This window comes from Mycetohabitans endofungorum, from assembly GCF_037477895.1.
Classification (GTDB): domain Bacteria; phylum Pseudomonadota; class Gammaproteobacteria; order Burkholderiales; family Burkholderiaceae; genus Mycetohabitans.
Genome location: NZ_CP132744.1, coordinates 2418474 through 2445091 on the forward strand (window position 1 = coordinate 2418474; position 26618 = coordinate 2445091).

11 protein-coding genes, 2 tRNA genes and 3 rRNA genes are annotated in these 26618 nt (G+C 59.4%); 1 reads left to right on the forward strand and 15 read right to left on the reverse strand.

What is annotated here, in order from left to right; all coding sequences use genetic code 11:
- Positions 1–11: 11 nt before the first annotated feature.
- The 8 genes from mraY to coq7 form a co-directional block, all read right to left on the reverse strand.
- Positions 12–1181, reverse strand: coding sequence for a phospho-N-acetylmuramoyl-pentapeptide-transferase (gene mraY / locus RA167_RS10590; RefSeq protein ID WP_076785512.1), 1170 nt, complete (start codon positions 1179–1181; stop codon positions 12–14).
- A gap of 11 nt (positions 1182–1192) precedes the next feature.
- Positions 1193–2623 (reverse strand): UDP-N-acetylmuramoyl-tripeptide--D-alanyl-D-alanine ligase, encoded by a 1431-nt coding sequence (locus RA167_RS10595; protein ID WP_076785513.1) that lies wholly within the window; start codon positions 2621–2623, stop codon positions 1193–1195.
- Positions 2620–4152, reverse strand: coding sequence for a UDP-N-acetylmuramoyl-L-alanyl-D-glutamate--2,6-diaminopimelate ligase (locus tag RA167_RS10600; protein ID WP_076785514.1), 1533 nt, complete (start codon positions 4150–4152; stop codon positions 2620–2622). Before RA167_RS10600 ends, RA167_RS10595 begins: the two co-directional genes overlap by 4 nt.
- A complete protein-coding gene (locus tag RA167_RS10605) occupies positions 4149–5939 on the reverse strand; it encodes a peptidoglycan D,D-transpeptidase FtsI family protein (protein ID WP_076785515.1) in 1791 nt (596 codons plus the stop codon). Before RA167_RS10605 ends, RA167_RS10600 begins: the two co-directional genes overlap by 4 nt.
- The gene (ftsL, locus tag RA167_RS10610; RefSeq protein ID WP_076785516.1) at positions 5936–6295 is read right to left on the reverse strand and encodes a cell division protein FtsL; all 360 of its coding nucleotides are present in this window, start codon (positions 6293–6295) and stop codon (positions 5936–5938) included. Before ftsL ends, RA167_RS10605 begins: the two co-directional genes overlap by 4 nt.
- Positions 6292–7245: a 16S rRNA (cytosine(1402)-N(4))-methyltransferase RsmH gene (gene rsmH / locus RA167_RS10615; RefSeq protein ID WP_076785517.1), complete on the reverse strand. Its 954-nt coding sequence runs from the start codon at positions 7243–7245 to the stop codon at positions 6292–6294. The genes ftsL and rsmH overlap by 4 nt, the downstream gene beginning before the upstream one ends.
- 14 nt (positions 7246–7259) lie before the next feature.
- On the reverse strand, positions 7260–7688 hold the full coding sequence (mraZ, locus tag RA167_RS10620; RefSeq protein WP_076787457.1) for a division/cell wall cluster transcriptional repressor MraZ: 429 nt from the start codon (positions 7686–7688) through the stop codon (positions 7260–7262).
- Between the two features lie 572 nt (positions 7689–8260).
- Positions 8261–8890 carry a 2-polyprenyl-3-methyl-6-methoxy-1,4-benzoquinone monooxygenase gene (gene coq7 / locus RA167_RS10625; RefSeq protein ID WP_076785518.1) on the reverse strand — a complete coding sequence of 210 codons (630 nt, stop codon included), beginning with the start codon at positions 8888–8890 and terminating at the stop codon, positions 8261–8263.
- Positions 8891–9264: 374 nt separating this feature from the next.
- Here coq7 and RA167_RS10630 point away from each other — a divergent pair, with 374 nt between their 5' ends.
- A complete protein-coding gene (locus RA167_RS10630) occupies positions 9265–10449 on the forward strand; it encodes a porin (RefSeq protein WP_076785519.1) in 1185 nt (394 codons plus the stop codon).
- A gap of 169 nt (positions 10450–10618) precedes the next feature.
- Here RA167_RS10630 and RA167_RS10635 read toward each other — a convergent pair whose 3' ends face one another.
- The 7 genes from RA167_RS10635 to RA167_RS10670 form a co-directional block, all read right to left on the reverse strand.
- A complete protein-coding gene (locus tag RA167_RS10635; protein WP_076785520.1) occupies positions 10619–12295 on the reverse strand; it encodes a long-chain fatty acid--CoA ligase in 1677 nt (558 codons plus the stop codon).
- A gap of 517 nt (positions 12296–12812) precedes the next feature.
- Complete coding sequence (locus RA167_RS10645; RefSeq protein ID WP_076785521.1) at positions 12813–20165, reverse strand: YadA family autotransporter adhesin; 7353 nt, start codon at positions 20163–20165, stop codon at positions 12813–12815.
- A gap of 877 nt (positions 20166–21042) precedes the next feature.
- Positions 21043–21156, reverse strand: a 5S ribosomal RNA gene (gene rrf, locus RA167_RS10650).
- A 109-nt stretch (positions 21157–21265) separates the two neighbouring features.
- Positions 21266–24150: ribosomal RNA gene (locus RA167_RS10655) — 23S ribosomal RNA — on the reverse strand.
- Between the two features lie 261 nt (positions 24151–24411).
- A tRNA-Ala gene (locus tag RA167_RS10660) sits at positions 24412–24487 on the reverse strand.
- Between the two features lie 53 nt (positions 24488–24540).
- Positions 24541–24617, reverse strand: a tRNA-Ile gene (locus tag RA167_RS10665).
- A gap of 68 nt (positions 24618–24685) precedes the next feature.
- Positions 24686–26218: ribosomal RNA gene (locus tag RA167_RS10670) — 16S ribosomal RNA — on the reverse strand.
- The 16S, 23S and 5S rRNA genes sit together here with 2 tRNA genes alongside, the layout of an rRNA operon.
- Positions 26219–26618: the final 400 nt, after the last annotated feature.

Consider the following 26618-nt stretch of genomic DNA (forward strand, 5'->3'; position numbering starts at 1 on the left):
TCAGTTCCCAGTTACCGTAATTTCAGCGTGGACAGACCAAACAAGCACAACATCAACGTGATGATCCAAAAGCGGACGACCACCTGGGTCTCCTTCCATCCAGACAACTCAAAATGGTGATGCAACGGCGCCATCTTGAAGATGCGCCGGCCCTCGCCATAGCGGCGCTTCGTGTAGCGGAACCACGTGACCTGCAACATCACCGAGACGGTCTCGGCGACAAACACGCCGCCCATGATGAACAGCACGATTTCCTGCCGCACGATCACTGCAATGGTGCCCAGCGCGCCACCGAGCGCGAGCGCGCCGACATCCCCCATGAATACCTGCGCGGGGTACGTGTTGTACCAAAGGAACGCGAGTCCCGCACCGCCCATCGCCGAGCAAAAGATGAGTAACTCGCCCGCGCCGGGAATATGCGGAAACAGCAGGTACTTCGAATAGACGGCGCTGCCCATCACATACGCGAACACGCCGAGCGCTGCCCCGACCAGCACGACCGGCATGATCACCAGTCCGTCCAGCCCGTCGGTCAAATTCACCGCATTGCTCGAGCCGACGATTACGAAATAGGTCAACGCAATGAATCCCCAGACGCCGAGCGGATAGCTGATCGCTTTCAGAAACGGCAGGGCCAGATCGGCGCGCGCCGGCAAGCCGATTGAGAATCCGCTGCGCACCCACGCCATGAACAGATCGAACACGCGCGCGTTATTCGCCTCGGATACCGAGAACGCAAGATACACGGCGGCGAACAAGCCGATCACCGATTGCCAAAAGTACTTTTCGCGCGAGGACATGCCGCGCGGGTCCTTGTAGACGACCTTACGATAATCGTCGACCCAGCCGATCACACCGAAGCCAAAAGTGACCAGCATCACAATCCAGATGAAGCGATTGGTCAGGTCGCTCCACAACAGCGTCGACACGGCAATGCCAATCAGGATCAGCACACCGCCCATCGTCGGCGTGCCGGACTTGATTAAATGCGTCTGCGGTCCATCCTTGCGCACGGCCTGGCTCATCTTCAGCGCGGAGAGCTTGTGGATCACCGCAGGGCCGCAGACGAGTCCGATCAACAGCGCGGTGATGGTCGCCATCACCGCGCGAAACGTCAGATAGTTGATCACACGCAAATAGCTTGCATCGCTTTGCAGCCATTGCGCCAGCGCCAATAGCATTCGAGGTCCTTTCAATGCGCGCCGGTCTTAGCCGGCGCATCGGTTGCAGTGGGAAGGGTCAGAGCCTGGACCACGCGCTCCATGCGCATGAAACGCGAACCCTTAACCAGAATCGTCGCACCGGCGGCGCGCTCCGATGCGACGGCATCCTGGCGGAGCAGCGCGGAAACGAGTGCCTCGGCTGAATCGAAATGATGAGCGTGCGGGCCGAACGCGGTGCACGCAGCGCGACTCGCGTCACCGAGCGCGTACAGTGCATCGAGCCCGCGTTCGCGCGCATAGGCGCCGACTTCGCGATGAAACGCGGGGCCGTTGTCACCGACTTCTCCCATGTCGCCTATCACCAGCACGCGCGGCGCTGCACGCATGGCCAGGACGTCGATCGCCGCGCGCATCGAATCCGGATTGGCATTATAGGTATCGTCGATAACCGTCGCGCCGGCCCATGGCGTCACTTGGGCGAGCTTGGCCTGCAGCCGTCCATTGACCGGCTCGAAGGCCTCGAGCCCGCGCCGTATCGCATCCAGTCCGACGCCGGCGGCAAGGGCGGCCGCGGTGGCAGCGAGCGCATTGCGCGCATTGTGCTCGCCCGGCGCGCGCAACGATACCTCGAGCGCGCCGGCGCGGGTCTCAATTCGCAATGCGCCAGTGTCCGCGATCGTACCCTGAACCGCCGCATCGCTATGGGCACCGGGCCGGCGCAGCGCGAATTCCACGATCGGGTTGCCGGTGGCCGCCACCCGCCAGATATTGGCATACGGATCGTCGGCGGGGAACACCGCCGTGCCGTCCGGCGGCAGCGCATGGATCACGCTCGCGTGCTCCAGCGCCACGGCCTCAACCGTCCCCATGAACTCTTGATGCTCGCGCTGGGCATTGTTCACCAGCGCGATCGTGGGTCCGGCAATCCGGGCGAGTTGTTGCGTTTCGCCGGGATGATTGATGCCAAGCTCGACGACCGCGAGCCGATGCTGCGGCGCGAGCCGCAACAATGTGAGCGGCACGCCGGTGACGTTGTTTAGGTTGCCTTGCGTCGCGAGCCGCTGCGCTTGACCGACGGCGGCGGCAAAGATCGACGCGATCATTTCCTTGACCGTGGTCTTGCCGTTGCTGCCGGTCACCGCGACCAGCGGCAACGCAAACCTGCGACGCCAGCCGGCCGCAAGCGCGCCGAGCGCGGCCCGTGTGTCGGTCACGCGGATCGCCGGCACACGCCAGTCGCCGGGGCTACGCGATACCAATACGGCGGCCACGCCGCGCCGCGCAAGCTCCGGCAGAAAATCGTGCGCGTCGAAACGCTCGCCTTTGAGCGCGACAAACAGACTTGCCGGCCCGCAACTGCGACTGTCGGTTGAGACTTGATCGAAAGCGACCGTATCGTCGCCCAATACCGTGGCGCCGTCGATTAGTGCAGCCGCCTCGCGCAGCGTCAACCTCGTCATTGGGCTTCTCCGCGAGGTTGCGTGGCGCGCGACGCGAGCGCGAGGCGTGCATGATCCTGATCCGAAAACGGCCGCTTCTTGCCCATCACTTCCTGTGTTGCCTCATGCCCCTTGCCGGCGATCAGCACGACGTCAGCAGCGGCCGCGCCACGCACCGCCTGCAGTAACGCGCCGGCGCGATCTTCGATGGTGCGCGCGCGTGCCGGCTCGCGCATCGCACCGACGATCTGGCCGATGATGGCCAGCGGCGGCTCGCTACGCGGGTTGTCACTCGTCACGATGACGCCGTCGGCGAGCCGCTCGGCAATCGCCCCCATCAGCGGCCGCTTGGTTGCATCGCGCTCGCCCCCACAGCCGAACACGCAGACGAGCTTGCCGCCCCGCTGCGTGGCGATCGGCCGCAGTGCGTCAAGCGCCTTTTCCAAGGCGTCCGGCGTATGTGCGTAATCGACGACTACCAGCGGCTCATCCATTTGCAGCCGCCCGCCGAGCTGTTGCATCCGGCCGTTGACCGGTTCCAGCCGCGTGATTTGCGACAGCGCCGTATCGAATGGCACGTCGGCGGCCAGTAGCACGCCGAGGACGGCGAGCAGATTGGCGACATTGAACATGCCGAGCGTGCTCACCTCGAGTTCGGCGTGCCCCCAGTCGGATACCACCGTGAAGGCGGTGCCGGTGGCGGTCGCGCGGATCGCCATTGCATGCAGCGAAGCGTCGCCGCGCGGCCTGGTCGAGGCGATGCCGTACGAGATCGTGCGCACCCGTGTGGCCAAATGCCCGATCAGCCGGCGCCCGGCCTCGTCGTCGCGATTGATGACCGCCGCGCGCAAGCCCGGCCACTCGAACAGCCGCGCCTTGGCGGCCTCGTACGACGCAAGGTCCTTGTGATAGTCGAGATGGTCCTGTGTCAGGTTAGTGAACACCGCAATGTCGAACGCGACGCCATTCACGCGCCCTTGGTGCAGTGCATGCGAGGACACTTCCATCGATACTGCGCTTGCGCCGTGCGCACGCAGCGCCGCCAGGCTGCGGTGCACCTGCGGCGCGTCGGGGGTCGTGAACCCGGTGGGCGAAAGCTGCCCCGGCAGTCCGGTGCCCAACGTGCCAACGATCGCGCAACGGGTGCCGCTGCCGCTCAGCGCGCCCGCGACCCAGTGACTGGTGGTGGTCTTGCCATTGGTGCCCGTAATGCCGACCATCAGCATGTCGCGACTGGGCTCGCCATACCACGCACTAGCAATGTGGCCCGCAAGCTGATCGAGTTCAGGAACCTCAAGCACCGGTCCGCCAGCCGGAGACTCGCCGCCGGCCTGGACCAGCACGGCCGCCGCGCCGCGCTGCAATGCATCGGCAATATACGGACGACTGTCTGCGCCGTCCACTGCATACGAGACGAACGCATCGCCAGCGCGCACTGCGCGACTGTCCGCCTGCAATTGCGCATGCGGCGCAAGCCGGGTGCGCAACCACGCGAGCACATCGGCCCGCGCGCGCTCGATTTGTTCGGGCGTCAGTGGCGGGCGGCTCATCGTACGGTCCTTTGCGTCGCGCTCACATTGATGATTGGCTTAGCGTCGTTGCTGACCACGAGCTGCTTGACCGGCATGTCGGGCGGCACATTCAGCGAGCGCAGCGTGTCGCCGGCAATCGCCGAGAAGACCGGACCGGAGACTTGTCCGCCGAAGTGACTGCCAACGGTCGGCTCATCGACCGACACTGCCACTACGATGCGCGGATTCGGCATCGGCGCCATGCCGACGAACGACGCCCGATATTTACCGCGGTCGTAGCCGCGTCCCACGTGCTTGTATGCAGTGCCGCTCTTGCCGCCGACGCGGTATCCCGGCACCGCCGCATCGGGCGATGTGCCGCCCGGCCGCGTGACGGTCTCTAGCATCGCGCGAACCTGCCGCGCCGTAGTAGCCGAGAACACCTGCGTGCCTTGCGGCTCGTCACCGTTGTTGCCCCTGACCAGCGTGAGCGGAATGATGCGGCCGTCATGCGCGATCGCGGTATAGGCCCGGCCGAGCTGGAACAGCGACGCGGACAAGCCGTAACCATACGACATCGTCGCCTGCTCGATGCGACGCCAGCTCTTCCAAGGGCGCAACCGTCCAGCTGCCGCGCCGGGAAAGCCGACCTTCGGCGCCTGGCCCAGTCCGATGCTCGTATACATATTCCACATTTCCTCGGGCCGCAATTGCATCGCGATCTTTGTCGCACCGATGTTGCTGGACTTCTGAATGACACCGCCAACGGTCAACACGCCAAAGCCGGCGTCGTCCGTGATCGTCGCGCCATCCAATGTGAAGCGGCCCCCACCGGTATCGACTAACGTCGTCGGCGACACACGGCGCAAATCTAGTGCGAGCGACACAGTAAACGGCTTCATGATCGAGCCGGGCTCAAACACGTCGGTCAGCACACGGTTGCGCAACTGTTCGCCGGTCATGTGCGAGCGGTCATTCGGGTTGTATGTCGGATAATTGACCAGCGCGAGCACCTCGCCCGTCTTCACGTCGATGACGATCGCCGCGCCGGCCTTCGCCTTGAACCGATCGACCGCCGCCTTCAGGTTAGCGTACGCGATGTACTGGATCTTGCTGTCCAGTGACAACTCGACGTCCTGCCCATTGCGCGGCTTGACCAACTCGTCGACGTCTTCGACGATGCGCCCGATCCGGTCTTTAATCACGCGGCGGCTGCCCGGCACGCCGGCCAACTCCTTCTGGTCCGCCAGCTCGATGCCTTCCTGCCCCTCGTCCTCGACGTTGGTGAAGCCGATCATATGTGCAGTGATCTCGCCTTCTGGATAAAAGCGCTTGTATTCAGCACGCGCGTAGATGCCGGGGATGTCTAGTGAGGCGACCTTCTGCGCGACGTCTAATGGCACTTGCCGCTTCACGTAGACGAATGTCTTGTCCTGCGACAACTTTGCGCGCAATTCTTTCTCACCCATCGACAACAGCTGCGAGAGCTTCGTCAGCTTATCGGCGCCCAGATCGTCGGGCACCGATTCGGGAATGGCCCAGATCGCGCGCACCGGCAAGCTGGTAGCCAACACTAGCCCGTTGCGGTCCAGGATCTTGCCGCGCGTGGCCGGCAACTCGATGGTGCGCTGGTAGCGGCTTTCACCCTGCTTTTGATAAAACGCGTTGCCCAGTCCCTGGATCCAGAATGCACGCGCCGCCAGTGCGACGAACGCGACGAACAGCAGAAACACGACAAGCTTGGAGCGCCACATCGGCAAGGGCACCGACAGCACCGGGCTCGATGAGAACGGTACATGACGACGATGATGGGCCGAGCGCTTCATCGAGCCACTCCCACCGTGGTGCTCGGCGACGCGGAGCCAGATGCCCCAACCCCCACATCGCTGGCCGGCGGCGTATCGGCCGGCACGCTCGCCGGGTCAACGCTCACATACTGGGTACGACCCGGCACCACCGGCTGCATTTTCAGGTCGGCGGTGGCGATACGCTCGATGCGCGAGGTCTTTGACAATGCGCTTTGCTGGTATTGCAACTGCGCATAGTCCAACTGCAGCTGATGCTCTTGCGACTGGGCGCGCTGAAGATCGATAAATACCTCGCGCTGCCGGTTCGTCGCGTTGACGACCGACAGCGCGCAGCCCAACACAACGATGAGCAGGACAATATTGAGCCGGCTCATGCCAACACCCGCTCAGCGATGCGCATCACAGCGGAGCGGGCACGCGGGTTGGCCGCCACTTCCGCCTCGCCAGCAAAGACACGCCCAAGAATGCGCAACGGCGGACTGGGCAAGTCCGCCGCGCGAATCGGCAGGCGCCGGTCTATGGCCGGCGCGCGCGCGCGCGATTGAAGGAATCGCTTGACGATGCGGTCCTCTAGCGAATGAAAGCTGATGACCACCAACCGGCCCCCCTGCTCCAACGACTCCAATGCAGTCTCAAGAACTACCGGCAGCTCCGCAAGCTCTTGATTGATGTGAATCCGTATAGCTTGAAAGGTGCGAGTGGCCGGGTCCTGGCCCTTCTCGCGGGTCTTGACGGCACGCGCCACGATCTCGGCAAGCTCGCGTGTGCGCACGAGAGGCCCGAGACGCCCGGATTCCGCCCGGCGAGCAACAATCGCCTTTGCAATCTGAACAGCAAACCGTTCTTCCCCATAATCCCGTATCACCCCTATCAATTCCCGCTCGTCTACATGCGCGAGCCATTGTGCGGCGGACTCGCCGCGCGTCGGATCCATGCGCATGTCCAGTGGACCATCGTGGCGAAAGCTGAAACCTCGCGCCGGATCATCGATTTGCGGCGACGACACGCCCAGATCCAGCAATACGCCCGACACGCGCACACCGCCGCGCGCCGCCAGCACGTCGCGTAGTTGCGCGAAGCTGCCATGCACGACATCCAGCCGTGGATCGGCGATTCGGCGTGCCACCTCGATCGCCTGCGGGTCTTTGTCGAACGCAATCAACCGCGCGGCAGGCGCAAGCCGCGCGAGCACCGCGCGACTGTGGCCGCCCCGGCCGAATGTGCCATCGACATAGATCCCATCGGCGCGCGTGACCAGCGCATCGACCGCTTCTTCCAGCAGCACCGTGCGATGCTGTCCCGGCTTTTCTATTGCGGACGCCATCCGATGCTCCGCAATCAGAAAGTAAAGTTCTTTAGTGCGTCGGGCATACCTTGCGCCATCGCGGCCTGCTCCTTCGCAGCATACGTTTGCGCATCCCACAACTCGAAGTGGCTACCCATGCCGAGCAGCATCACCTCACGCTCCAGGTTCGCAGCGGCGCGCAACTCAGGCGAGACGAGCACCCGGCCCGCAGAATCCATATCGACGTCCGATGCATTACCGAGGAAGATCCGTCGCCACCAGTGCGCATCCATCGGCAACGCGGCAATCTTGTTCCGGAACACTTCCCATTCAGGCCATGGAAATAGCAACAGGCAGCCATCGGGGTGCTTGGTGATCGTTACCCGGCCCTCTGCCTGTCCTAACAGCGCTTCCCGATAACGCGACGGCACCGACATCCGGCCCTTCGCATCGAGCGTTAGCGCCGACGCCCCCTGGAACACGTCCCATCTCCCTGTCACCGACATGCGCAGCGCATGCCACCCGGACCCACCTCATCGCACAAGTCGCGCAGATAACACACAAAACTACACTTTTTCACACTGGGCCCCACTTTAGAGGAACGCCCGGCAGGGGTCAAGGGCGCAACTGCGGTTTTGCACGCGAATTCATTCGATAGAACAAAGACTTAGCGCAACCCGTTAAAGCGGGTTCCATAAAGATTTTTCAACTAAATGAAGGGATTGCCTGCGCTTTTAAAAGTAGTACGTGAGAATTCGGCACTTTTTTCACTGCGTCGCGGGGTTCGCGGGCCGGCAAAAGGTCATTTTTGCGCAACAATAGCAGCGCCACGCCGGATCGGGCGAGTTGACCCGGTAACCCGTAGGACCAACGCGATCGGCGTTGCGAGCTACCGGCCGTGTCATCACGCTCGACGTCACGGCACCCGGCCATGTCGACGCGATCAGATCGCCGGCAGTCGCACCGTGTCAACGCAATCGGCATTGGGAAGTCGCCCGCCTGCGGCCGGTCCCACGCCCGCTAGGTCCGGGCGGCGCATGCGATAGCGCTAGAGCTAGATATAGTACGCAGTACGGGTCATCACACGCGCGGCCACGCGCATCAGTGCGGTCACCGGGGCGGGAAGCTCCACACCACCAGCGTCCGACGCAGCACGCGCATGTGTAATCTCGTCTGTGCGCATCTGCATGACGATCGCACGTGACGCGTGGTCGAGCGCCGGCAGCCGGTCCAGATGGCCATCCAGGTGCTGCTCGACCTGGCGCTCCGTTTCAGCCATGAAGCCAAGGCTGACGCGATCGCCGAACCGGCCGGCGACAAAGCCGATGGCAAGCGAGCCAGCGTACCACAACGGATTGAGCAAGCTCGGCCGCGAGTTTAGTTCGCGCAACCGATGTGCGGTCCACGCCAGGTGGTCCTCCTCCTCGCGCGCAGCCCGCTCGAACGCTTGCTTCAGCCGCTCGGAGTGGGTCGCCAGCTTCTGCGCCTGATAAAGCGCCTGCGCGCATACTTCACCGACATGGTTCACTCGCATCAGCGCCGCCGCATGACTTTGCTCGGCCACCGTCATTTCACTGTCGTCGGCCACCACGTCGGGCTGCGGCACCGGCCGGCTCATTTTGGCCACCCCTGTGATCGAGCGCAAGCCACGGTCAAACTCCCCGATCAACTCGTCGAGCAACATTTCAATACTCCTTCATCCATACGTCACTATCACTGGACGCGGCACCGGGTACCCCTTGCGCGCGCCCGCGCCCGGCAACCGTCGCGTAACGGATAGCGCCGGGCTAACTTAATTGATTCCGCCATCACACCCACGCTCATAAACCATTGACATTGAAGCGATTCTTTGCAGTCGTGGCCGATCAGGATAGCTACTGGCTGGCTGTTGCGTAAAAGTGACACAAGGCACCCCAAGCACGGACAAAAACCGTCTTTTTCTTGGTCGATATGAACCCTTTTGCTACATTAAGCTCTAGCTTCTCGCGAAGTTGCAAAGCAAGGAAATTATCACACTGACTTTGCCTATCAGTCAGACAATCTCTGGAGATCATTTTGATGAAAAAGTCGCTTCTCGCTCTCGCGGCATTGGGCGCTTTCTCAGGTGTTGCCCATGCGCAAAGCAGCGTGACGCTGTACGGTATCATTGACGAAGGCCTGAATTACACGAGCAACAGCGGCGGCCACACGCTATGGAACCTGTCCAGCGGCGTGATGCAAGGCAGCCGTTGGGGCCTGCGTGGCACCGAAGACCTAGGCGGTGGCTTGAAGGCGATCTTCACGTTGGAAAACGGTTTTGACGTCAACACCGGCAAGCTCGGTCAAGGCGGCCTCGAATTCGGCCGTCAAGCGTTCGTCGGTTTGTCGTCGAGCAGCTTCGGTACGGTCACGCTGGGTCGTCAATACGACTCCGTGGTCGACTACGTCGGCCCACTGGAAGCCGGTGACCAATGGGGTGGCTACATTGCCGCTCACCCGGGCGACCTGGACAACTTCAACAACACCTATCGCATCAACAACTCGATCAAGTACACGAGCCCAAACTTCGCAGGCTTGACCTTCGGTGGCTTGTACAGCTTAGGCGGCGTGGCTGGCGACTTCTCGCGCAACCAAGCGTTCTCGCTGGGCGCCGGCTACACGAACGGCCCGTTGGTGTTGGGTGTCGGCTACTTGAACGTGCGTAACCCGAACGTCAGTTTCTTTGGCAACAGCACGTCGGGCACGATCAACGCTGGCGTGTCGAACGTGACCTCATCGGTCTACGGCGGCTACGGCTCGGCCCACACGTATCAAGTGATCGGTGCGGGCGGCGCGTACACGTTCGGCCCGGCAACGGTCGGCATCACGTACTCGAACACGAAGTTCTACAAGCTGGGCAGCACGTACGCATCGGCTTTCGCTGGCAGCACTGCGACGTTCAACAACGCCGAAATCAACTTTAAGTACCAGTTGACCCCGGCGTTGGTGCTCGGCGCAGCGTATGACTTCACGAAGGGCAGCTCGATCAACGGCCAGTCTCCTGCGAAGTACCACCAAGGCGCGCTGGGCGCGGACTACTTCCTGTCCAAGCGTACTGACGTCTACCTGATCGGTGTCTACCAGCACGCGTCAGGCAACACGGTGTCGACTTCGTCGAGCGGCGTAGACTCGGTGGCTGCGGCCACCGCCAATATCATGGGCCTGTCGCCGTCGACGACGAACAACCAAGCCACGGTTCGCGTCGGCATCCGCCACAAATTCTAATAACATGCTTTAAAACGGTTTTAACCTTTAAAGGCGCCTTCGGGTGCCTTTTTTAATGCGCTGCCACGCTGATACACGGCAGGTTCGACGTCGCAGCTAGCTCAGCGCCGGGGCCAGTTCAATGTCTCGGCGCACTCGCCGTCCCAGCAAACTTAATGTCAGAGCAGGCTTAGTGTCGAGGCGCGTCGCGCAGCTCGCGCCGCAGGATCTTGCCAACGTTTGTCTTCGGCAGTTCAGCCCTGAACTCGACCGCTTTCGGACGCTTATAGCCAGCTAGGCGCTCCCTACAGAACTCGATAACAGCCTGCTCGGTGAGCGCTGGGTCTTTTTTCACGATGAACAGCTTCACCACCTCGCCGGAATGCGGGTCCGTCACGCCCACCGCGGCGACTTCATAGACGCCCGGCATCTGCGCGACCACGTCCTCGACCTCGTTCGGATAGACATTGAAGCCCGACACCAGGATCATGTCCTTCTTGCGGTCGACGATTTTCACGTAACCACGTTCATCGATCACGCCGACGTCGCCGGACTTGAAGAAACCATCCGCCGTCATCACGCTGGCCGTCTCACCCGGGCGGTTCCAGTAGCCGGCCATGACCTGCGGGCCGCGAATGCAGATCTCGCCGGGCTGCCCCAGCGGCAACTCGTTGCCTTCGTCGTCACGGATCGACACTTCGGTGGACGGCAACGGCAAGCCGATCGTGCCTGTGTACTCGGTCGAGGTCGCCGGGTTGCACGTCACGCAAGGTGACGTCTCGGACAAACCATAGCCTTCGACGATCGGCGCACCGGTCATTTCGTACCACCGCTTCGCCACCGCCTCCTGCACGGCCATCCCTCCCGCGTTAGCTACCACCAGTTTCGAAAAGTCCAGCTTGCCGAAGTCTGGATGATTGAGCAGCACGTTGTACAGTGTATTGACTGCGGGGAACATACTGACCGCGTACCCCTTCAGCTGCTTGATCGTACCGGCAATATCGCGCGGGTTTGGAATCAATACCGCAAGCCCGCCGGTACGAATCGTCAGCAGTGCGCAGACGGTCAACGCATAAATGTGATACAGCGGAAGCGCGATCACCGTAGTCAATTGCGTGAGTTCTGCATGCGCGCTGCGCGCCGGATTAAGCCAGACTTCCGATTGCAGTACGTTCGCAACGATGTTCCGATGTAGCAGCGTCGCCCCCTTCGCGATACCCGTCGTACCTCCGGTATATTGCAGGAAGGCGACATCATCCGGTCCTTGCTGCACGGGGCGAAACGTGCCTCGCTTGCCCTGCGCGAGCGCATCGTTGAAGCGCACCGAGCCCGGCAGCGACCAGGCCGGCACCATCTTTTTCACATGCCGCACGACCCAATTGACCAGGCAGCCCTTCACGCCCATCAGGTCGCCCATCGCTGCCACAATAACGTGGTTGACATCGGTGTTGGGCACGACCGCCTGCAGCGTCGTCGCAAAATTCTCGAGTAGGATGATTGCCTGTGCGCCACTGTCGCGCAGCTGGTGTTCAAGCTCGCGCGGCGTGTATAGCGGATTGACGTTGACCATGACATATCCGGCCCGCAACACGGCAGCAATTGCAACGGGATACTGCAGTACGTTTGGCATCATCACTGCGACGCGAGCGCCCTGAGTCAGACCCTTGCATTGCAAATAGGCGGCCAATGCCCGCGACAGCCGGTCCAGTTCCCCATAGGTCAACACCTGCCCCATGCAGGCAAACGCTGGCCGCTCAGCAAATTTGCCAAAGCTCTCCTCGAGCAGCAGCGTCACCGACGCATAGATCGACGGATCGATATCCGCTGGCACGCCGGCGGGATACGATTTAAGCCAGATGCGTTCCATGCGGCACCTCCTCCGATTGATTTCGAATGATCGTGCTAAAAATGGCATGCTAGCCGCAACGGCGTTCTCGGACAATCGCTTTAGATGGTCTCCTCGGCCGACATTGCCCCTTTCAGTCGGCATTGAACGTGCAGTCGGTGTTGGCCGTGCAGGAAGCATTGACTGTTCAAGCGGCTTCGAACTGGACCAGGCAGTCGTAGAGCGCCTGCACCGCGGCCCGAGCCGGTCAATCGCTGGCGGGTCACCTCGTTGGCGTTGCGGCCATCCGGAGCCAGTTTCTTCTACCGTATCGACAAGCCAACCGCCCCTTGATCGCGTGCACGATCCGTGACCGTGACTCGCTCAGTCATCGCGCCACGGTCGTCGAAGATGCACGCCGTTATGCCGTTTTCGATGGCGTAGCGCGCCCGGCACGGTATGGGTGGTGGCAGAAGCGGTTGGATCCGCAACCACAGTTATCCGATTCGGCAACATCAGTACCGCATTGCAAAATGCGTGAGCTGCTAAGGAGGACCTATCACCATTGGAATCCTCCTGACGCAACGGCCCCCAAATAACCGCGACCGTTCGCGTTTGCGGCGAGCTTGAAAACCCAGCGATTATTCGGCGTGACGTGCGATATGCCAAGCGCAGCGCCATACTGGCCGCGGTATGTTGCACCCGCAAACGCCGCCAAACTCTTCCCGGGTAACGTCGGTTGTGGCAATCCCGCCACCGCCATTGCCGCTGCAATGCCTGCTGACGCGTCACGATCGACACGCGCAACGGCTTCGTCCAACTGAGCTTTGTTGACTGCATCGGTCGGTTCAGTGCCGCGTGCGACATGCGTGATCTTGCGCTCCTGGCCAGGCGTGCCGACTGATACGCGAGTTTCGTCGACGCTAATACCGAGTTGCTCGGTCATGACCGACGGCAACTCTGCCGCGATCGCCTCGCGCAACCACCCATGAAGCACGTCTTGTTCGGGGGCGGCGTCACGTGACGTAGCGGCTGCCGTACTTGGGCTGGGCCGTGTCAAGGACGTCATTTCTGTTGGCTCAGAGTTTGGAGGTTGATCGGCCTGCACACTATTCGAAACACTTAAGGAACTGCTGGCGACCGGTTCAGGGATATTCTCGCCTACTTGAGACTGCTTTTCATTATCCGTCTTCGCCATTACAGCGGCTTGACTGACAGAAACCGGATCTGCACCGGCATCGCTCATCGTTGACGTGCTGCTTCGGCGCGAGGCCGGGGGTGCTGCCGACATTATGGCGCTCGCATCATGGCCAGCTGGCTGCGCCTGCTGCAGCGACTCTGCCCCGTCAGATCCGCCCCTATTGCCTGGTGCAACGTCTTGCACCTTGTCAGCTGCTGTCAAAGCAGGGGACAAACTGGCCTCCAGAATCTGAAGTTGCATGTGGGTCTCGTCAGCGGACTGTGTTAGCTTACTGGCGACACGGGCACTGGCATCGCTCATCGTTGACATGCTGCTTCGGCGCGAGGCCGGGTGTGCCGATGTTGTGGCGCTCGCATCTTGGCCGGCTGGCTGCGCCTGCTGCAGCAACTCTGCCGGGCCAAATCCGCCCCTGTTGCCTGGTGCAACGTCTTGCACTTTGTCAGCTGCTGTCAAAGCAGGGGACAAACTAGCCTCCAGAGTCTGGAGTTGAGTGTGAGTCTCTTCAGCGAACTGTATTGGCTTACTGTCGACACGCGTACCGGCATCGCTCATCGTTGACGCACTGCTTCGAGGCGAAGCCGGGCGTTCCGCCAGCACCTGCCCAACTTCCATCTCCCTTGACGGGGCTGGGCCGCTTTGCCATATACCGCCCTCCAAGCCTGCTGCATCCAGACCGTCCGATCTGCGTCGGTCTTCACTGCTGGATCGTAACCGCTTCGCCACCTGGGGCTGCTGATGCAGCAACACTGCCGATTTGGATCTTCCCCTGTTGCCCGGTGCAACGTCTCGCACCTTCTCAGCCACTGTCTGCTGCGCGGCAAGGGACGAGCTGGTCTCCGGGGTCTGGACCAAGGGCTGAGTGCGGGACTCGTCAGCGGACTGTGTTGACCTACTGCCGATACTGGCACCGGCATCGCTCATCGTTGACGTGCTGCTTCGGCGCGAGGCCGGGTGTGCCGATGTTGTGGCGCTCGCATCTTGGCCGGCTGGCTGCGCCTGCTGCAGCAACTCTGCCGGGCCAAATCCGCCCCTGTTGCCTGGTGCAACGTCTTGCACTTTGTCAGCTGCTGTCAAAGCAGGGGACAAACTAGCCTCCAGAGTCTGGAGTTGAGTGTGAGTCTCTTCAGCGAACTGTATTGGCTTACTGTCGACACGCGTACCGGCATCGCTCATCGTTGACGCACTGCTTCGAGGCGAAGCCGGGCGTTCCGCCAGCACCTGCCCAACTTCCATCTCCCTTGACGGGGCTGGGCCGCTTTGCCATATACCGCCCTCCAAGCCTGCTGCATCCAGACCGTCCGATCTGCGTCGGTCTTCACTGCTGGATCGTAACCGCTTCGCCACCTGGGGCTGCTGATGCAGCAACACTGCCGATTTGGATCTTCCCCTGTTGCCCGGTGCAACGTCTCGCACCTTCTCAGCCACTGTCTGCTGCGCGGCAAGGGACGAGCTGGTCTCCGGGGTCTGGACCAAGGGCTGAGTGCGGGACTCGTCAGCGGACTGTGTTGACTTACTGTCGACACGGGCACCGGCATCACTCATCGTTGACGCGCTGCTTCGAGGCAAGGCCGGGTGTTCCGCCAGCACCTGCCCAACCTCCATCTCCCTTGACGGGGCTGGGCCGCTTTGCCATATACCGTCCTCCAAGCCTGCTGCATCCAGGCCGTCCGATCTGCGTCGGTCTTCACTGCTGGATCGTAACCGCTTCGCCACCTGGGGCTGCTGATGCAGCAACACTGCCGATTTGGATCTTCCCCTGTTGCCCGGTGCAACGTCTCGCACCTTCTCAGCCACTGTCTGCTGCGCGGCAAAGGACGAACTGGTCTCCGGGGTCTGGACCAAGGGCTGAGTGCGGGACTCGTCAGCGGACTGTGTTGACTTACTGTCGACACGGGCACCGGCATCACTCATCGTTGACGCGCTGCTTCGAGGCAAGGCCGGGTGTTCCGCCAGCACCTGCCCAACCTCCATCTCCCTTGACGGGGCTGGGCCGCTTTGCCATATACCGTCCTCCAAGCCTGCTGCATCCAGGCCGCCCGATCTGCGTCGGTCTTCACTGCTGGATCGTAACCGCTTCGCCACCTGAGGCTGCTGATGCAACAACACTGCCGATTTGGATCTTCCCCTGCTGCCCAGCGCAGCATCTCGCACCTTTTCAGCCGCTGTCTGCTGCACGGCAAGGGACGAACTGGTCTCCGGGGTCTGGACCAAGGGCTGAGTGCGGGACTCGTCAGCGGACTGTGTTGACCTACTGTCGATACTGGCACCGGCATCGTTCATCGTTGACATGCTGCTTCGGCGCGAGGCCGAGTGTGCCAACGTTGTGACACTTGCCACCGGCTCGGCTGGCTGCGCCTGCTGCGGCAACTCTGTCGAGTTGGATCCGCCCCTGTTGCCTGGTGCAACGTCTTGCACTTTGTCAGCTGCTGTCAAAGCAGGGGACAAACTGACCTCCAGAGTCTGGAGTTGAGTGTGGGTCTCTTCAGCGGACTGTGTTGGCTTACTGCCGACACGCGTACCGGCATCGCTCATCGTTGACGCACTGCTTCGAGGCGAAGCCAGGCGTTCCGCCAGCACCTGCCCAACTTCTATCTCCCTTGACGGGGCTGGGCCGCTTTGCCATATACCGCCCTCCAAGCCTGCTGCATCCAGGCCGTCCGATCTGCGTCGGTCTTCACTGCTGGATCGTAACCGCTTCGCCACCTGGGGCTGCTGATGCAGCAACACTGCCGATTTGGATCTTCCCCTGTTGCCCGGTGCAACGTCTCGCACCTTCTCAGCCACTGTCTGCTGCGCGGCAAAGGACGAACTGGTCTCCGGGGTCTGGACCAAGGGCTGAGTGCGGGACTCGTCAGCGGACTGTGTTGACCTACTGCCGATACTGGCACCGGCATCGCTCATCGTTGACGCGCTGCTTCGGTGCGAGGCCGAGTGTGCCAACATTGTGGCACTTACCCCCGTCTCGGTTGGCTGCGCCTGCTGCGGCAACTCTGCCGAATCAGATACGCCCCTGTTATCTGGTGCAACGCCTTGCACCTTGTCAGCTGCTGTCAAGGCAGGGGATAAACTGGCCTTTGGGCTCTGCGTTTTTGCCCGCTCAGAGTTTGGATATTGATCGGCCTGCACACTATTTAAAACACTTGAGGAATTGCTGACAACCGGTTCAGGGATGTTCTCGCCTACTTGGGACCGCTTTTCATTATCCGTCTTCGCCATTACAGCGGCTTGACTGACAGAAACCGGATCTGCACCGGCATCGCTCATCGTTGACGTGCTGCTTCGAGACAAGGCTGGCTGTTCCGCCGGCACCTGCCTAACGCCCATCTCCCTTGACAGGGCTAGGCCGCTTTGCCATCCATCGTCATCCCTGTCCACAATATACGGTTTCGTAAGCTCATCATACGGGGCCAACGTCCCCTGTCCTTTGCCTCCATTCTCAAAGGCGGAACTATTCTTTCCGAGAATTGGAGTATGCGTATTGCCACTTGCATCATGCAACACAGCAACCTTGTTATCTACGACGCTAACGTCTATGCCGGAAACAGTGATCGGCGGCACATCGGTAAACGACGATTGATGCCAGGCCAATTCGTGCGCCCCTGCCTGTTGCACGCCATCCGGATTCCCGTCGTCAAACGTGTCCACAGGAACGAACAGCGGCGTATCAGCTTGCAAACGGCGTTGTTCCAACTTGGGCGCTAATACTGGTAGCGACCGAGACCGCTGGCGTACCCGGTTAGCTCCTTGCATGCTAGGTAACGGCGCATGACTGTCGTCGGCATGGTCCTTTCCCGTATGCGATGGGTGCAGCCCTCGCGCGTCGATTTGATTAGCTGCGTCCTTCTGCAGGCCACTGAGATTTACATTGTCATTTTGTAGGTCTATGGCCGATAGCGGTTCATTTGTCGGTCGCTTCCTTTTCACCAAACGGCCTGCCTCCCTTGGCGAAGACTCACTGGGCAAACTTATTGGGACCGACTGAGACCTCTCGCGCCGTCGTTTTTCTCTTTGTACGCCAACATCCGTTGATGTTCTAGCCGTCACGTTCAGTCGCTGTTTCCACTCCCATCCCGGAGTCAGCTTATCTTGCGTATCCGAACCGAGCGTGGACAGTTTCATCTCCCTTGAAGGAGCTGGGCCGCTTTGCCATCCATCGTCATCCCTGTCCACAATATACGGTTTCGTAAGCTTATCATACGGGGCCAACGTCCCCTGTCCTTTGCCTCCATTCTCAAAGGCGGAACTATTCTTTCCGAGAATTGGAGTATGCGTATCGCCACTTGCATCATGCAACACAGCAACCTTGTTATCTACGACGCTAACGTCTATGCCGGAAACAGTGATCGGCGGCACATCGGTAAACGACGATTGATGCCAGGCCAATTCGTGCGTCCCTATCTGTTGCACGCTATCCGGATTTCCGTCGTCAGACGTATGCACAGGAATGAACAGCGGCGTATCAGCTTGCAAACGGCGTTGTTCCAACCCGGGCGCTAATACTGGTAGCGACCGAGACCGCTGGCGTACCCGGTTAGCTCCTTGCATGCTAGGTAACGGCGCATGACTGTCGTCGGCATGGTCCTTTCCCGTATGTGATGGGTGCAGCCCTCGCGCGTCGATTTGATTAGCTGCGTCCTTCTGCGGGCCGCTGGGCATTCCACTGCCCTTTTGTGAGTCTATGACCGATAGCAACTCATTTGCCGGTCGCTTCCTTTTCACTAAACGGTCTGCCTCCCTTGGCGAAGACTCACTGGGCAAACTTATTGGGACCGACTGAGACCTCTTGCGCCGCCGTTTTTCTCTTCGTACGCCAACATCCGTTGGTGTTCCAGCCGTCACGTCCAATCGCTGTTTCCACTCCCGTCCCGGAGTCAGCTTATCTTGCGTATCCGAACCGAGCGTGGACGGCTTTACATCCCAACGCGACTCTTTTTTCCGTACCTTCGGCTGGCTCGCCTCCTCTCCGTACGATGGCGCATCGTCCATCGACATAGCTTGCATATCGGATGGCTTCTTATCCCATGCCGCTTCGGCAATCGGCATGTCTTGCATACCCGACACGGGCGTGGACCTCAACATCTTTTCAGCCTTCTGCTCCGGCGTCACATCCCATCGCGTTACCCGTGGCTTCGGCTGGCTCGACCCCTCACCATGCGATGACGCGTCGTCCATCGACATAGCTTGCATCATAGCTTGCATGTCGGACGGCTTCTTATCCCATGCCGCTTCGGCAATCGGCATGTCTTGCATACCCGACACGGGCGTGGACCTCAACATCTTTTCAGCCTTTTGCTCCGGCGTCACATCCCATCGCGTTACCCGTGGCTCCGGCTGGCTCGACCCCTCACCATGCGATGACGCGTCGTCCATCGACATAGCTTGAGCTTGCCTCATAGCTTGCATATCGGACGGCTTCTTATCCCAGCGCGACTCTTTCCGAACCTTTGGCTGGCTCGCCTCCTCTCCGTACGATGACGCATCGTCCATCGACATAGCTTGCATCATAGCTTGCATGTCGGACGGCTTCTTATCCCATGCCGCTTCGGCAATCGGCATGTCTTGCATACCCGACACGGGCGCGGACCTCAACATCTTTTCAGCCTTTTGCTCCGGCGTCACATCCCATCGCGTTACCCGTGGCTCCGGCTGGCTCGACCCCTCACCATGCGATGACGCGTCGTCCATCGACATAGCTTGAGCTTGCCTCATAGCCTGCATATCGGACGGCTTCTTATCCCAGCGCGACTCTTTCCGAACCTTTGGCTGGCTCGCCTCCTCTCCGTACGATGACGCATCGTCCATCGACATAGCTTGCATCATAGCTTGCATGTCGGACGGCTTCTTATCCCATGCCGCTTCGGCAATCGGCATGTCTTGCATACCCGACACGGGCGTGGACCTCAACATCTTTTCAGCCTTCTGCTCCGGCGTCACATCCCATCGCGTTACCCGTGGCTCCGGCTGGCTCGACCCCTCACCATGCGATGACGCGTCGTCCATCGACATAGCTTGAGCTTGCCTCATAGCCTGCATATCGGACGGCTTCTTATCCCAGCGTGACTCTTTCCGAACCTTTGGCTGGCTCGCCTCCTCTCCGTACGATGACGCATCGTCCATCGACATAGCTTGCATCATAGCTTGCATGTCGGACGGCTTCTTATCCCATGCCGCTTCGGCAATCGGCATGTCTTGCATACCCGACACGGGCGTGGACCTCAACATCTTTTCAGCCTTTTGCTCCGGCGTCACATCCCATCGCGTTACCCGTGGCTCCGGCTGGCTCGACCCCTCACCATGCGATGACGCGTCGTCCATCGACATAGCTTGAACTTGCCTCATAGCTTGCATATCGGACGGCTTCTTATCCCAGCGCGACTCTTTCCGAACCTTTGGCTGGCTCGCTCCCTCTCCGTACGATGACGCATCGTCCATCGACATAGCTTGCATCATAGCTTGCATGTCGGACGGCTTCTTATCCCATGCCGCTTCGGCAATCAGCGTGTCTTGCATACCCGACACGGGCGTGGACCTCAACATCTTTTCAGCCTTCTGCTCCGGCGTCACATCCCATCGCGTTACCCGTGGCTTCGGCTGGCTCGACCCCTCACCATGCGATGACGCGTCGTCCATCGGTGTATCTTCCGTATCGGACTCGACTATGGTTGACTTCGCGTCGTCGGAAAACAGCAATGCAATAACGACCCCGAGCACACACAACTTCCTTGTTAAAGCAAACCTGAAGTAATTGGGGCGACGAGCGCACGGAGCACCATACACTGCTACTGGTGTTGCATTATGAATCCGCATTTTAAAGTCTCTAGTTGTTAGTCAACTGCTAGTCGGGCGGGGTGAAGGTGACAGTACGCGTAGACCCGCTCCTATGCAATCAGACGCGAAGCTTGTTGCGGAATTTAACAGGAGTTCGTCGGCTTGCCCATATACTGGTTAAAAGGTTTATTGTTATAGCGGCATCAAAGGACACCTCCAACACCGTAACTATTATTTAAATTAATTTATTCAAAATTTTTTGACGGTGGTCCGTACTGCACGGGGAATGGTGGAACCGCAACGCCATGCGCCCGCGTCTCATGGTCACAGCGTTCCCTGCACCATACCATTGCGGACGCAACATCAATATGAATGCGCCACTGTCTGTTCGCAGCACCACTATTAACAATGCAGCGATAACACTGTTCGGCACCGCTGCGATTTTCGCGGCCGATATGGCCGGCGCGCCGCTCTCGATGATTTGGAGGATTTGTTATAGGCACCGCGGATACTAAAATCCTTAACAAAATGAGCCGCTAGGACTGTCAACCTGCGTCATGTTCTGCCAACTGCATCGTTATTTTGCTGGCAATGAGGTCACGGAATTACACGCGGCGTCGCACGCACGAACAACATGATGCTAACAGCGGATCAAGTAAAAAATGGACTGCGTTCGCCGCTGGCGTCACTGGCACCCGGACGATAACCGTCGATCGCTTACGCTCACGGGCAGGGGGAAAAGACGGGTGGGCTGAACAGGTGGGCCGCAAAGCCCAACGCCCGCTTCGGGGGGAAGCGGGCGTTGGGGGGCAATGGGGGAGCCTGACGATTACCTACTTTCACACGGGCAATCCGCACTATCATCGGCGTGGAGTCGTTTCACGGTCCTGTTCGGGATGGGCAGGGGTGGGACCGACTCGCTATGGTCATCAGGCAAAAGGGGGAGCTGTCGCGCGGCGGGGCGCGCCAGCGAATCTGGAACAAGAAGCAGCCGGTAGGATTATGTCGTCGAGGACGGCACAACGGTAAAACGGACCAGTTATAGGATCAAGCCTTACGGGCCATTAGTATCGGTTAGCTGAGCGCATTACTGCGCGTACACACCCGACCTATCAACGTCCTGGTCTTGAACGACCCTTCAAGGGGATCGCGTCCCCGGGGAAGTCTCATCTTGAGGCGAGTTTCCCGCTTAGATGCTTTCAGCGGTTATCTCTTCCGAACATAGCTACCCGGCGATGCCACTGGCGTGACAACCGGTACACCAGAGGTTCGTCCACTCCGGTCCTCTCGTACTAGGAGCAGGCCCCCTCAAACTTCCAACGCCCACGGCAGATAGGGACCAAACTGTCTCACGACGTTTTAAACCCAGCTCACGTACCTCTTTAAATGGCGAACAGCCATACCCTTGGGACCGGCTACAGCCCCAGGATGAGATGAGCCGACATCGAGGTGCCAAACACCGCCGTCGATATGAACTCTTGGGCGGTATCAGCCTGTTATCCCCAGAGTACCTTTTATCCGTTGAGCGATGGCCCTTCCATACAGAACCACCGGATCACTATGACCTGCTTTCGCACCTGCTCGACTTGTCGGTCTCGCAGTTAAGCACGCTTATGCCATTGCACTATCAGCACGATTTCCGACCGTACCTAGCGTACCTTCGTACTCCTCCGTTACGCTTTGGGAGGAGACCGCCCCAGTCAAACTGCCTACCATGCACGGTCCCCGTGCCCGATTCAGGGCACTAGGTTAGAACCTCAAACAAACCAGGGTGGTATTTCAAGGACGGCTCCACGCAAACTAGCGTTCGCGCTTCTAAGCCTCCCACCTATCCTACACAGATCGGTTCAAAGTCCAATGCAAAGCTACAGTAAAGGTTCATGGGGTCTTTCCGTCTAGCCGCGGGTAGATTGCATCATCACAAACACTTCAACTTCGCTGAGTCTCGGGAGGAGACAGTGTGGCCATCGTTACGCCATTCGTGCAGGTCGGAACTTACCCGACAAGGAATTTCGCTACCTTAGGACCGTTATAGTTACGGCCGCCGTTTACCGGGACTTCAATCAAGGGCTTGCACCCCATCATTTAATCTTCCGGCACCGGGCAGGCGTCACACCCTATACGTCCACTTTCGTGTTTGCAGAGTGCTGTGTTTTTATTAAACAGTCGCAGCCACCAGTTTATTGCAACCCCTTCACCCTTCTGGCGCGAGCCAGTCAAGCTAGCAGGGCGTACCTTATCCCGAAGTTACGGTACCAATTTGCCGAGTTCCTTCTCCCGAGTTCTCTCAAGCGCCTTAGAATACTCATCTCGCCCACCTGTGTCGGTTTGCGGTACGGTCTCGTTAGACTGAAGCTTAGAGGCTTTTCTTGGGACCCCTTCCGATTGCTTCGCAGCTTAAACGCCGCTCGCCCCACACCCTTGAATTACGCGCCCGGATTTGCCAAAGCGCCTTCTCCAATGCAGGGACCGGGATTTCCGACACCCGGACAACCTTCCGCGATCCGTCCCCCCATCGCATCTAACGACGGTGCAGGAATATTAACCTGCTTCCCATCAGCTACGCATTTCTGCCTCGCCTTAGGGGCCGACTCACCCTACGCCGATGAACGTTGCGTAGGAAACCTTGGGCTTACGGCGAGGGGGCCTTTCACCCCCTTTATCGCTACTCATGTCAGCATTCGCACTTCCGATACCTCCAGCACACTTCTCAATGCACCTTCGCAGGCTTACGGAACGCTCTCCTACCATGCGCACTTAGCGTGCGCATCCGCAGCTTCGGTAACTGGCTTAGCCCCGTTACATCTTCCGCGCAGGACGACTCGATCAGTGAGCTATTACGCTTTCTTTAAAGGGTGGCTGCTTCTAAGCCAACCTCCTGACTGTTTTCGCCTTCCCACTTCGTTTCCCACTTAGCCAATTTTAGGGACCTTAGCTGGCGGTCTGGGTTGTTTCCCTCTTGACGTCGGACGTTAGCACCCGGCGTCTGTCTCCCGTGATTGCACTCTTCGGTATTCGGAGTTTGCTATGGCGAGGTAATCCGCAATGGACCCCCCAACCATGACAGTGCTCTACCCCCGAAGGTGAGACACGAGGCACTACCTAAATAGTTTTCGGAGAGAACCAGCTATTTCCAAGTTTGTTTAGCCTTTCACCCCTATCCACAGCTCATCCCCTAACTTTTCAACGTTAGTGGGTTCGGTCCTCCAGTACGTGTTACCGCACCTTCAACCTGGCCATGGATAGATCACTTGGTTTCGGGTCTACGCCCAGCAACTGTTCGCCCTATTCGGACTCGCTTTCGCTACGCCTGCCCTATCCGGTTAAGCTCGCTACTGAACGTAAGTCGCTGACCCATTATACAAAAGGTACGCCGTCACCCCTTGCGAGGCTCCGACTGTTTGTATGCATGCGGTTTCAGGATCTATTTCACTCCCCTCCCGGGGTTCTTTTCGCCTTTCCCTCACGGTACTGGTTCACTATCGGTCGATCACGAGTATTTAGCCTTGGAGGATGGTCCCCCCATCTTCAGACAGGATTTCACGTGTCCCGCCCTACTTGTCGTACCCCTAGTTCCACATCTGAGTTTTCGCCTACAGGGCTATCACCTGCTACGGCCGCCCTTTCCAGAGCGTTCGGCTAACTCAGAGGCTAAATGGTACAGGCTGATCCCATTTCGCTCGCCACTACTTTGGGAATCTCGGTTGATTTCTCTTCCTGCGGCTACTTAGATGTTTCAGTTCGCCGCGTTCGCTTCACGTGACCTATGGATTCAGTCACGGATGACCCATACGGGCCGGGTTGCCCCATTCGGACATCTGCGGATCAAAGCTCGTTTGCCAGCTCCCCGCAGCTTTTCGCAGGCTACCGCGTCCTTCTTCGCCTGTGATCGCCAAGGCATCCACCACATGCACTTGTTCGCTTGACCCTATAACAAGTCCGTCTTGCAACGCACCGGCTATAGGTTGAGTTTTCGCGTTGTGCCGTATCTTCCAAGCGTCTTTTCAGATCACTCAAAACAATACTTTCAATCACTACCCGTCTATCTTCTGCGCCCATCTCAAGACGCGTCCAATAGACATTACTGCTTCTTTTTCCAGATTGTTAAAGAACGTCACAGCCATACTGCACTGCTTGACCCACGGGTCAATCGCCAACACTCCGTTTGGGAGCGCTCGCGATTGAGCAGTGGTGGAGGCAGACGGGATCGAACCGACGACCCCCTGCTTGCAAAGCAGGTGCTCTCCCAGCTGAGCTATGCCCCCCTTGGGTTCGGGCCGCGCTGCGCGCAGCGCTCGTGGCGCACACCAGACTCGCGTGGTGGGTCTGGTTGGATTCGAACCAACGACCCCCGCCTTATCAAGACGGTGCTCTAACCGACTGAGCTACAGACCCTTCGTCTGTCCCTGTGACTTTCACAGCCGATAAGCGTGAGTACTTGAAGCGCAGACTTCTTGCTCCAGAAAGGAGGTGATCCAGCCGCACCTTCCGATACGGCTACCTTGTTACGACTTCACCCCAGTCATGAATCCTACCGTGGTGACCGTCCTCCTTGCGGTTAGACTAGCCACTTCTGGTAAAACCCACTCCCATGGTGTGACGGGCGGTGTGTACAAGACCCGGGAACGTATTCACCGCGACATGCTGATCCGCGATTACTAGCGATTCCAGCTTCATGCAGTCGAGTTGCAGACTGCAATCCGGACTACGATCGGTTTTTTGGGATTAGCTCCCCCTCGCGGGTTGGCAACCCTCTGTTCCGACCATTGTATGACGTGTGAAGCCCTACCCATAAGGGCCATGAGGACTTGACGTCATCCCCACCTTCCTCCGGTTTGTCACCGGCAGTCTCCCTAGAGTGCTCTTGCGTAGCAACTAAGGACAAGGGTTGCGCTCGTTGCGGGACTTAACCCAACATCTCACGACACGAGCTGACGACAGCCATGCAGCACCTGTGCGCCGGTTCTCTTTCGAGCACCCCCACCTCTCAGCAGGGTTCCGACCATGTCAAGGGTAGGTAAGGTTTTTCGCGTTGCATCGAATTAATCCACATCATCCACCGCTTGTGCGGGTCCCCGTCAATTCCTTTGAGTTTTAATCTTGCGACCGTACTCCCCAGGCGGTCAACTTCACGCGTTAGCTACGTTACTAAGGAAATGAATCCCCAACAACTAGTTGACATCGTTTAGGGCGTGGACTACCAGGGTATCTAATCCTGTTTGCTCCCCACGCTTTCGTGCATGAGCGTCAGTATTGGCCCAGGAGGCTGCCTTCGCCATCGGTATTCCTCCACATCTCTACGCATTTCACTGCTACACGTGGAATTCTACCTCCCTCTGCCATACTCTAGCCTGCCAGTCACCAATGCAGTTCCCAGGTTGAGCCCGGGGATTTCACATCGGTCTTAGCAAACCGCCTGCGCACGCTTTACGCCCAGTAATTCCGATTAACGCTCGCACCCTACGTATTACCGCGGCTGCTGGCACGTAGTTAGCCGGTGCTTATTCTTCCGGTACCGTCATCCAACCTAGTTATTCGCCAGGCCGTTTTCTTTCCGGACAAAAGTGCTTTACAACCCGAAGGCCTTCTTCACACACGCGGCATTGCTGGATCAGGGTTGCCCCCATTGTCCAAAATTCCCCACTGCTGCCTCCCGTAGGAGTCTGGGCCGTGTCTCAGTCCCAGTGTGGCTGGTCGTCCTCTCAGACCAGCTACAGATCGTCGCCTTGGTAGGCCTTTACCCTACCAACTAGCTAATCTGCCATCGGCCGCCCCTTGAGCGCGAGGCCCTTGCAGGTCCCCCGCTTTCCTCCTCAGAGCGTATGCGGTATTAATCCGGCTTTCGCCGGGCTATCCCCCACTCTAGGACACGTTCCGATGTCTTACTCACCCGTTCGCCACTCGCCGCCAGGCCGAAGCCCGCGCTGCCGTCCGACTTGCATGTGTAAGGCATGCCGCCAGCGTTCAATCTGAGCCAGGATCAAACTCTTCAGTTCAAACCTGTTACTTGTTCGGGCCACAAAGGACCCTGTCGCTCAACTCAAAACGTTGACAGGTTTCGATTCTCTCAAAACCCACCTTCATTTCGCATGAGACTTAATGATTCTTTCGCATCGCCCCACCCGGCTTTTACCACCCGGGCGCAGCACGCCTGCACCATCAAGTACCCACACTTATCGGCTGTTACTTGTTAAAGAGCATCGCAACCGCTTCGCCTCAACCTATCTGGCCTCGGCCCCGCATCGCGTCGCGTCGCGTCGCTGCATCAGCAGCAGAGAAACGAGATTATGAAGATTTCTCGTCGCAGCGTCAAGAAGTTTTTGAAAACTTTTTCCACCACAGTGATTCGAGAAGATCCTACTCACCCGCCCCACTTTCGCGCAACGGCATCCGCAG

Coding starts and splice junctions, on each gene's coding strand:
- rsmH (WP_076785517.1), bottom strand. CDS start 7,245: ATGGCGTCCGCAATAGAAAAGCCGGGACAGCATCGCACGGTGCTGCTG.
- mraY (WP_076785512.1), bottom strand. CDS start 1,181: ATGCTATTGGCGCTGGCGCAATGGCTGCAAAGCGATGCAAGCTATTTG.
- RA167_RS10600 (WP_076785514.1), bottom strand. CDS start 4,152: ATGAGCCGCCCGCCACTGACGCCCGAACAAATCGAGCGCGCGCGGGCC.
- RA167_RS10595 (WP_076785513.1), bottom strand. CDS start 2,623: ATGACGAGGTTGACGCTGCGCGAGGCGGCTGCACTAATCGACGGCGCC.
- RA167_RS10630 (WP_076785519.1), top strand. CDS start 9,265: ATGAAAAAGTCGCTTCTCGCTCTCGCGGCATTGGGCGCTTTCTCAGGT.
- RA167_RS10635 (WP_076785520.1), bottom strand. CDS start 12,295: ATGGAACGCATCTGGCTTAAATCGTATCCCGCCGGCGTGCCAGCGGAT.
- RA167_RS10605 (WP_076785515.1), bottom strand. CDS start 5,939: ATGAAGCGCTCGGCCCATCATCGTCGTCATGTACCGTTCTCATCGAGC.
- coq7 (WP_076785518.1), bottom strand. CDS start 8,890: ATGTTGCTCGACGAGTTGATCGGGGAGTTTGACCGTGGCTTGCGCTCG.
- ftsL (WP_076785516.1), bottom strand. CDS start 6,295: ATGAGCCGGCTCAATATTGTCCTGCTCATCGTTGTGTTGGGCTGCGCG.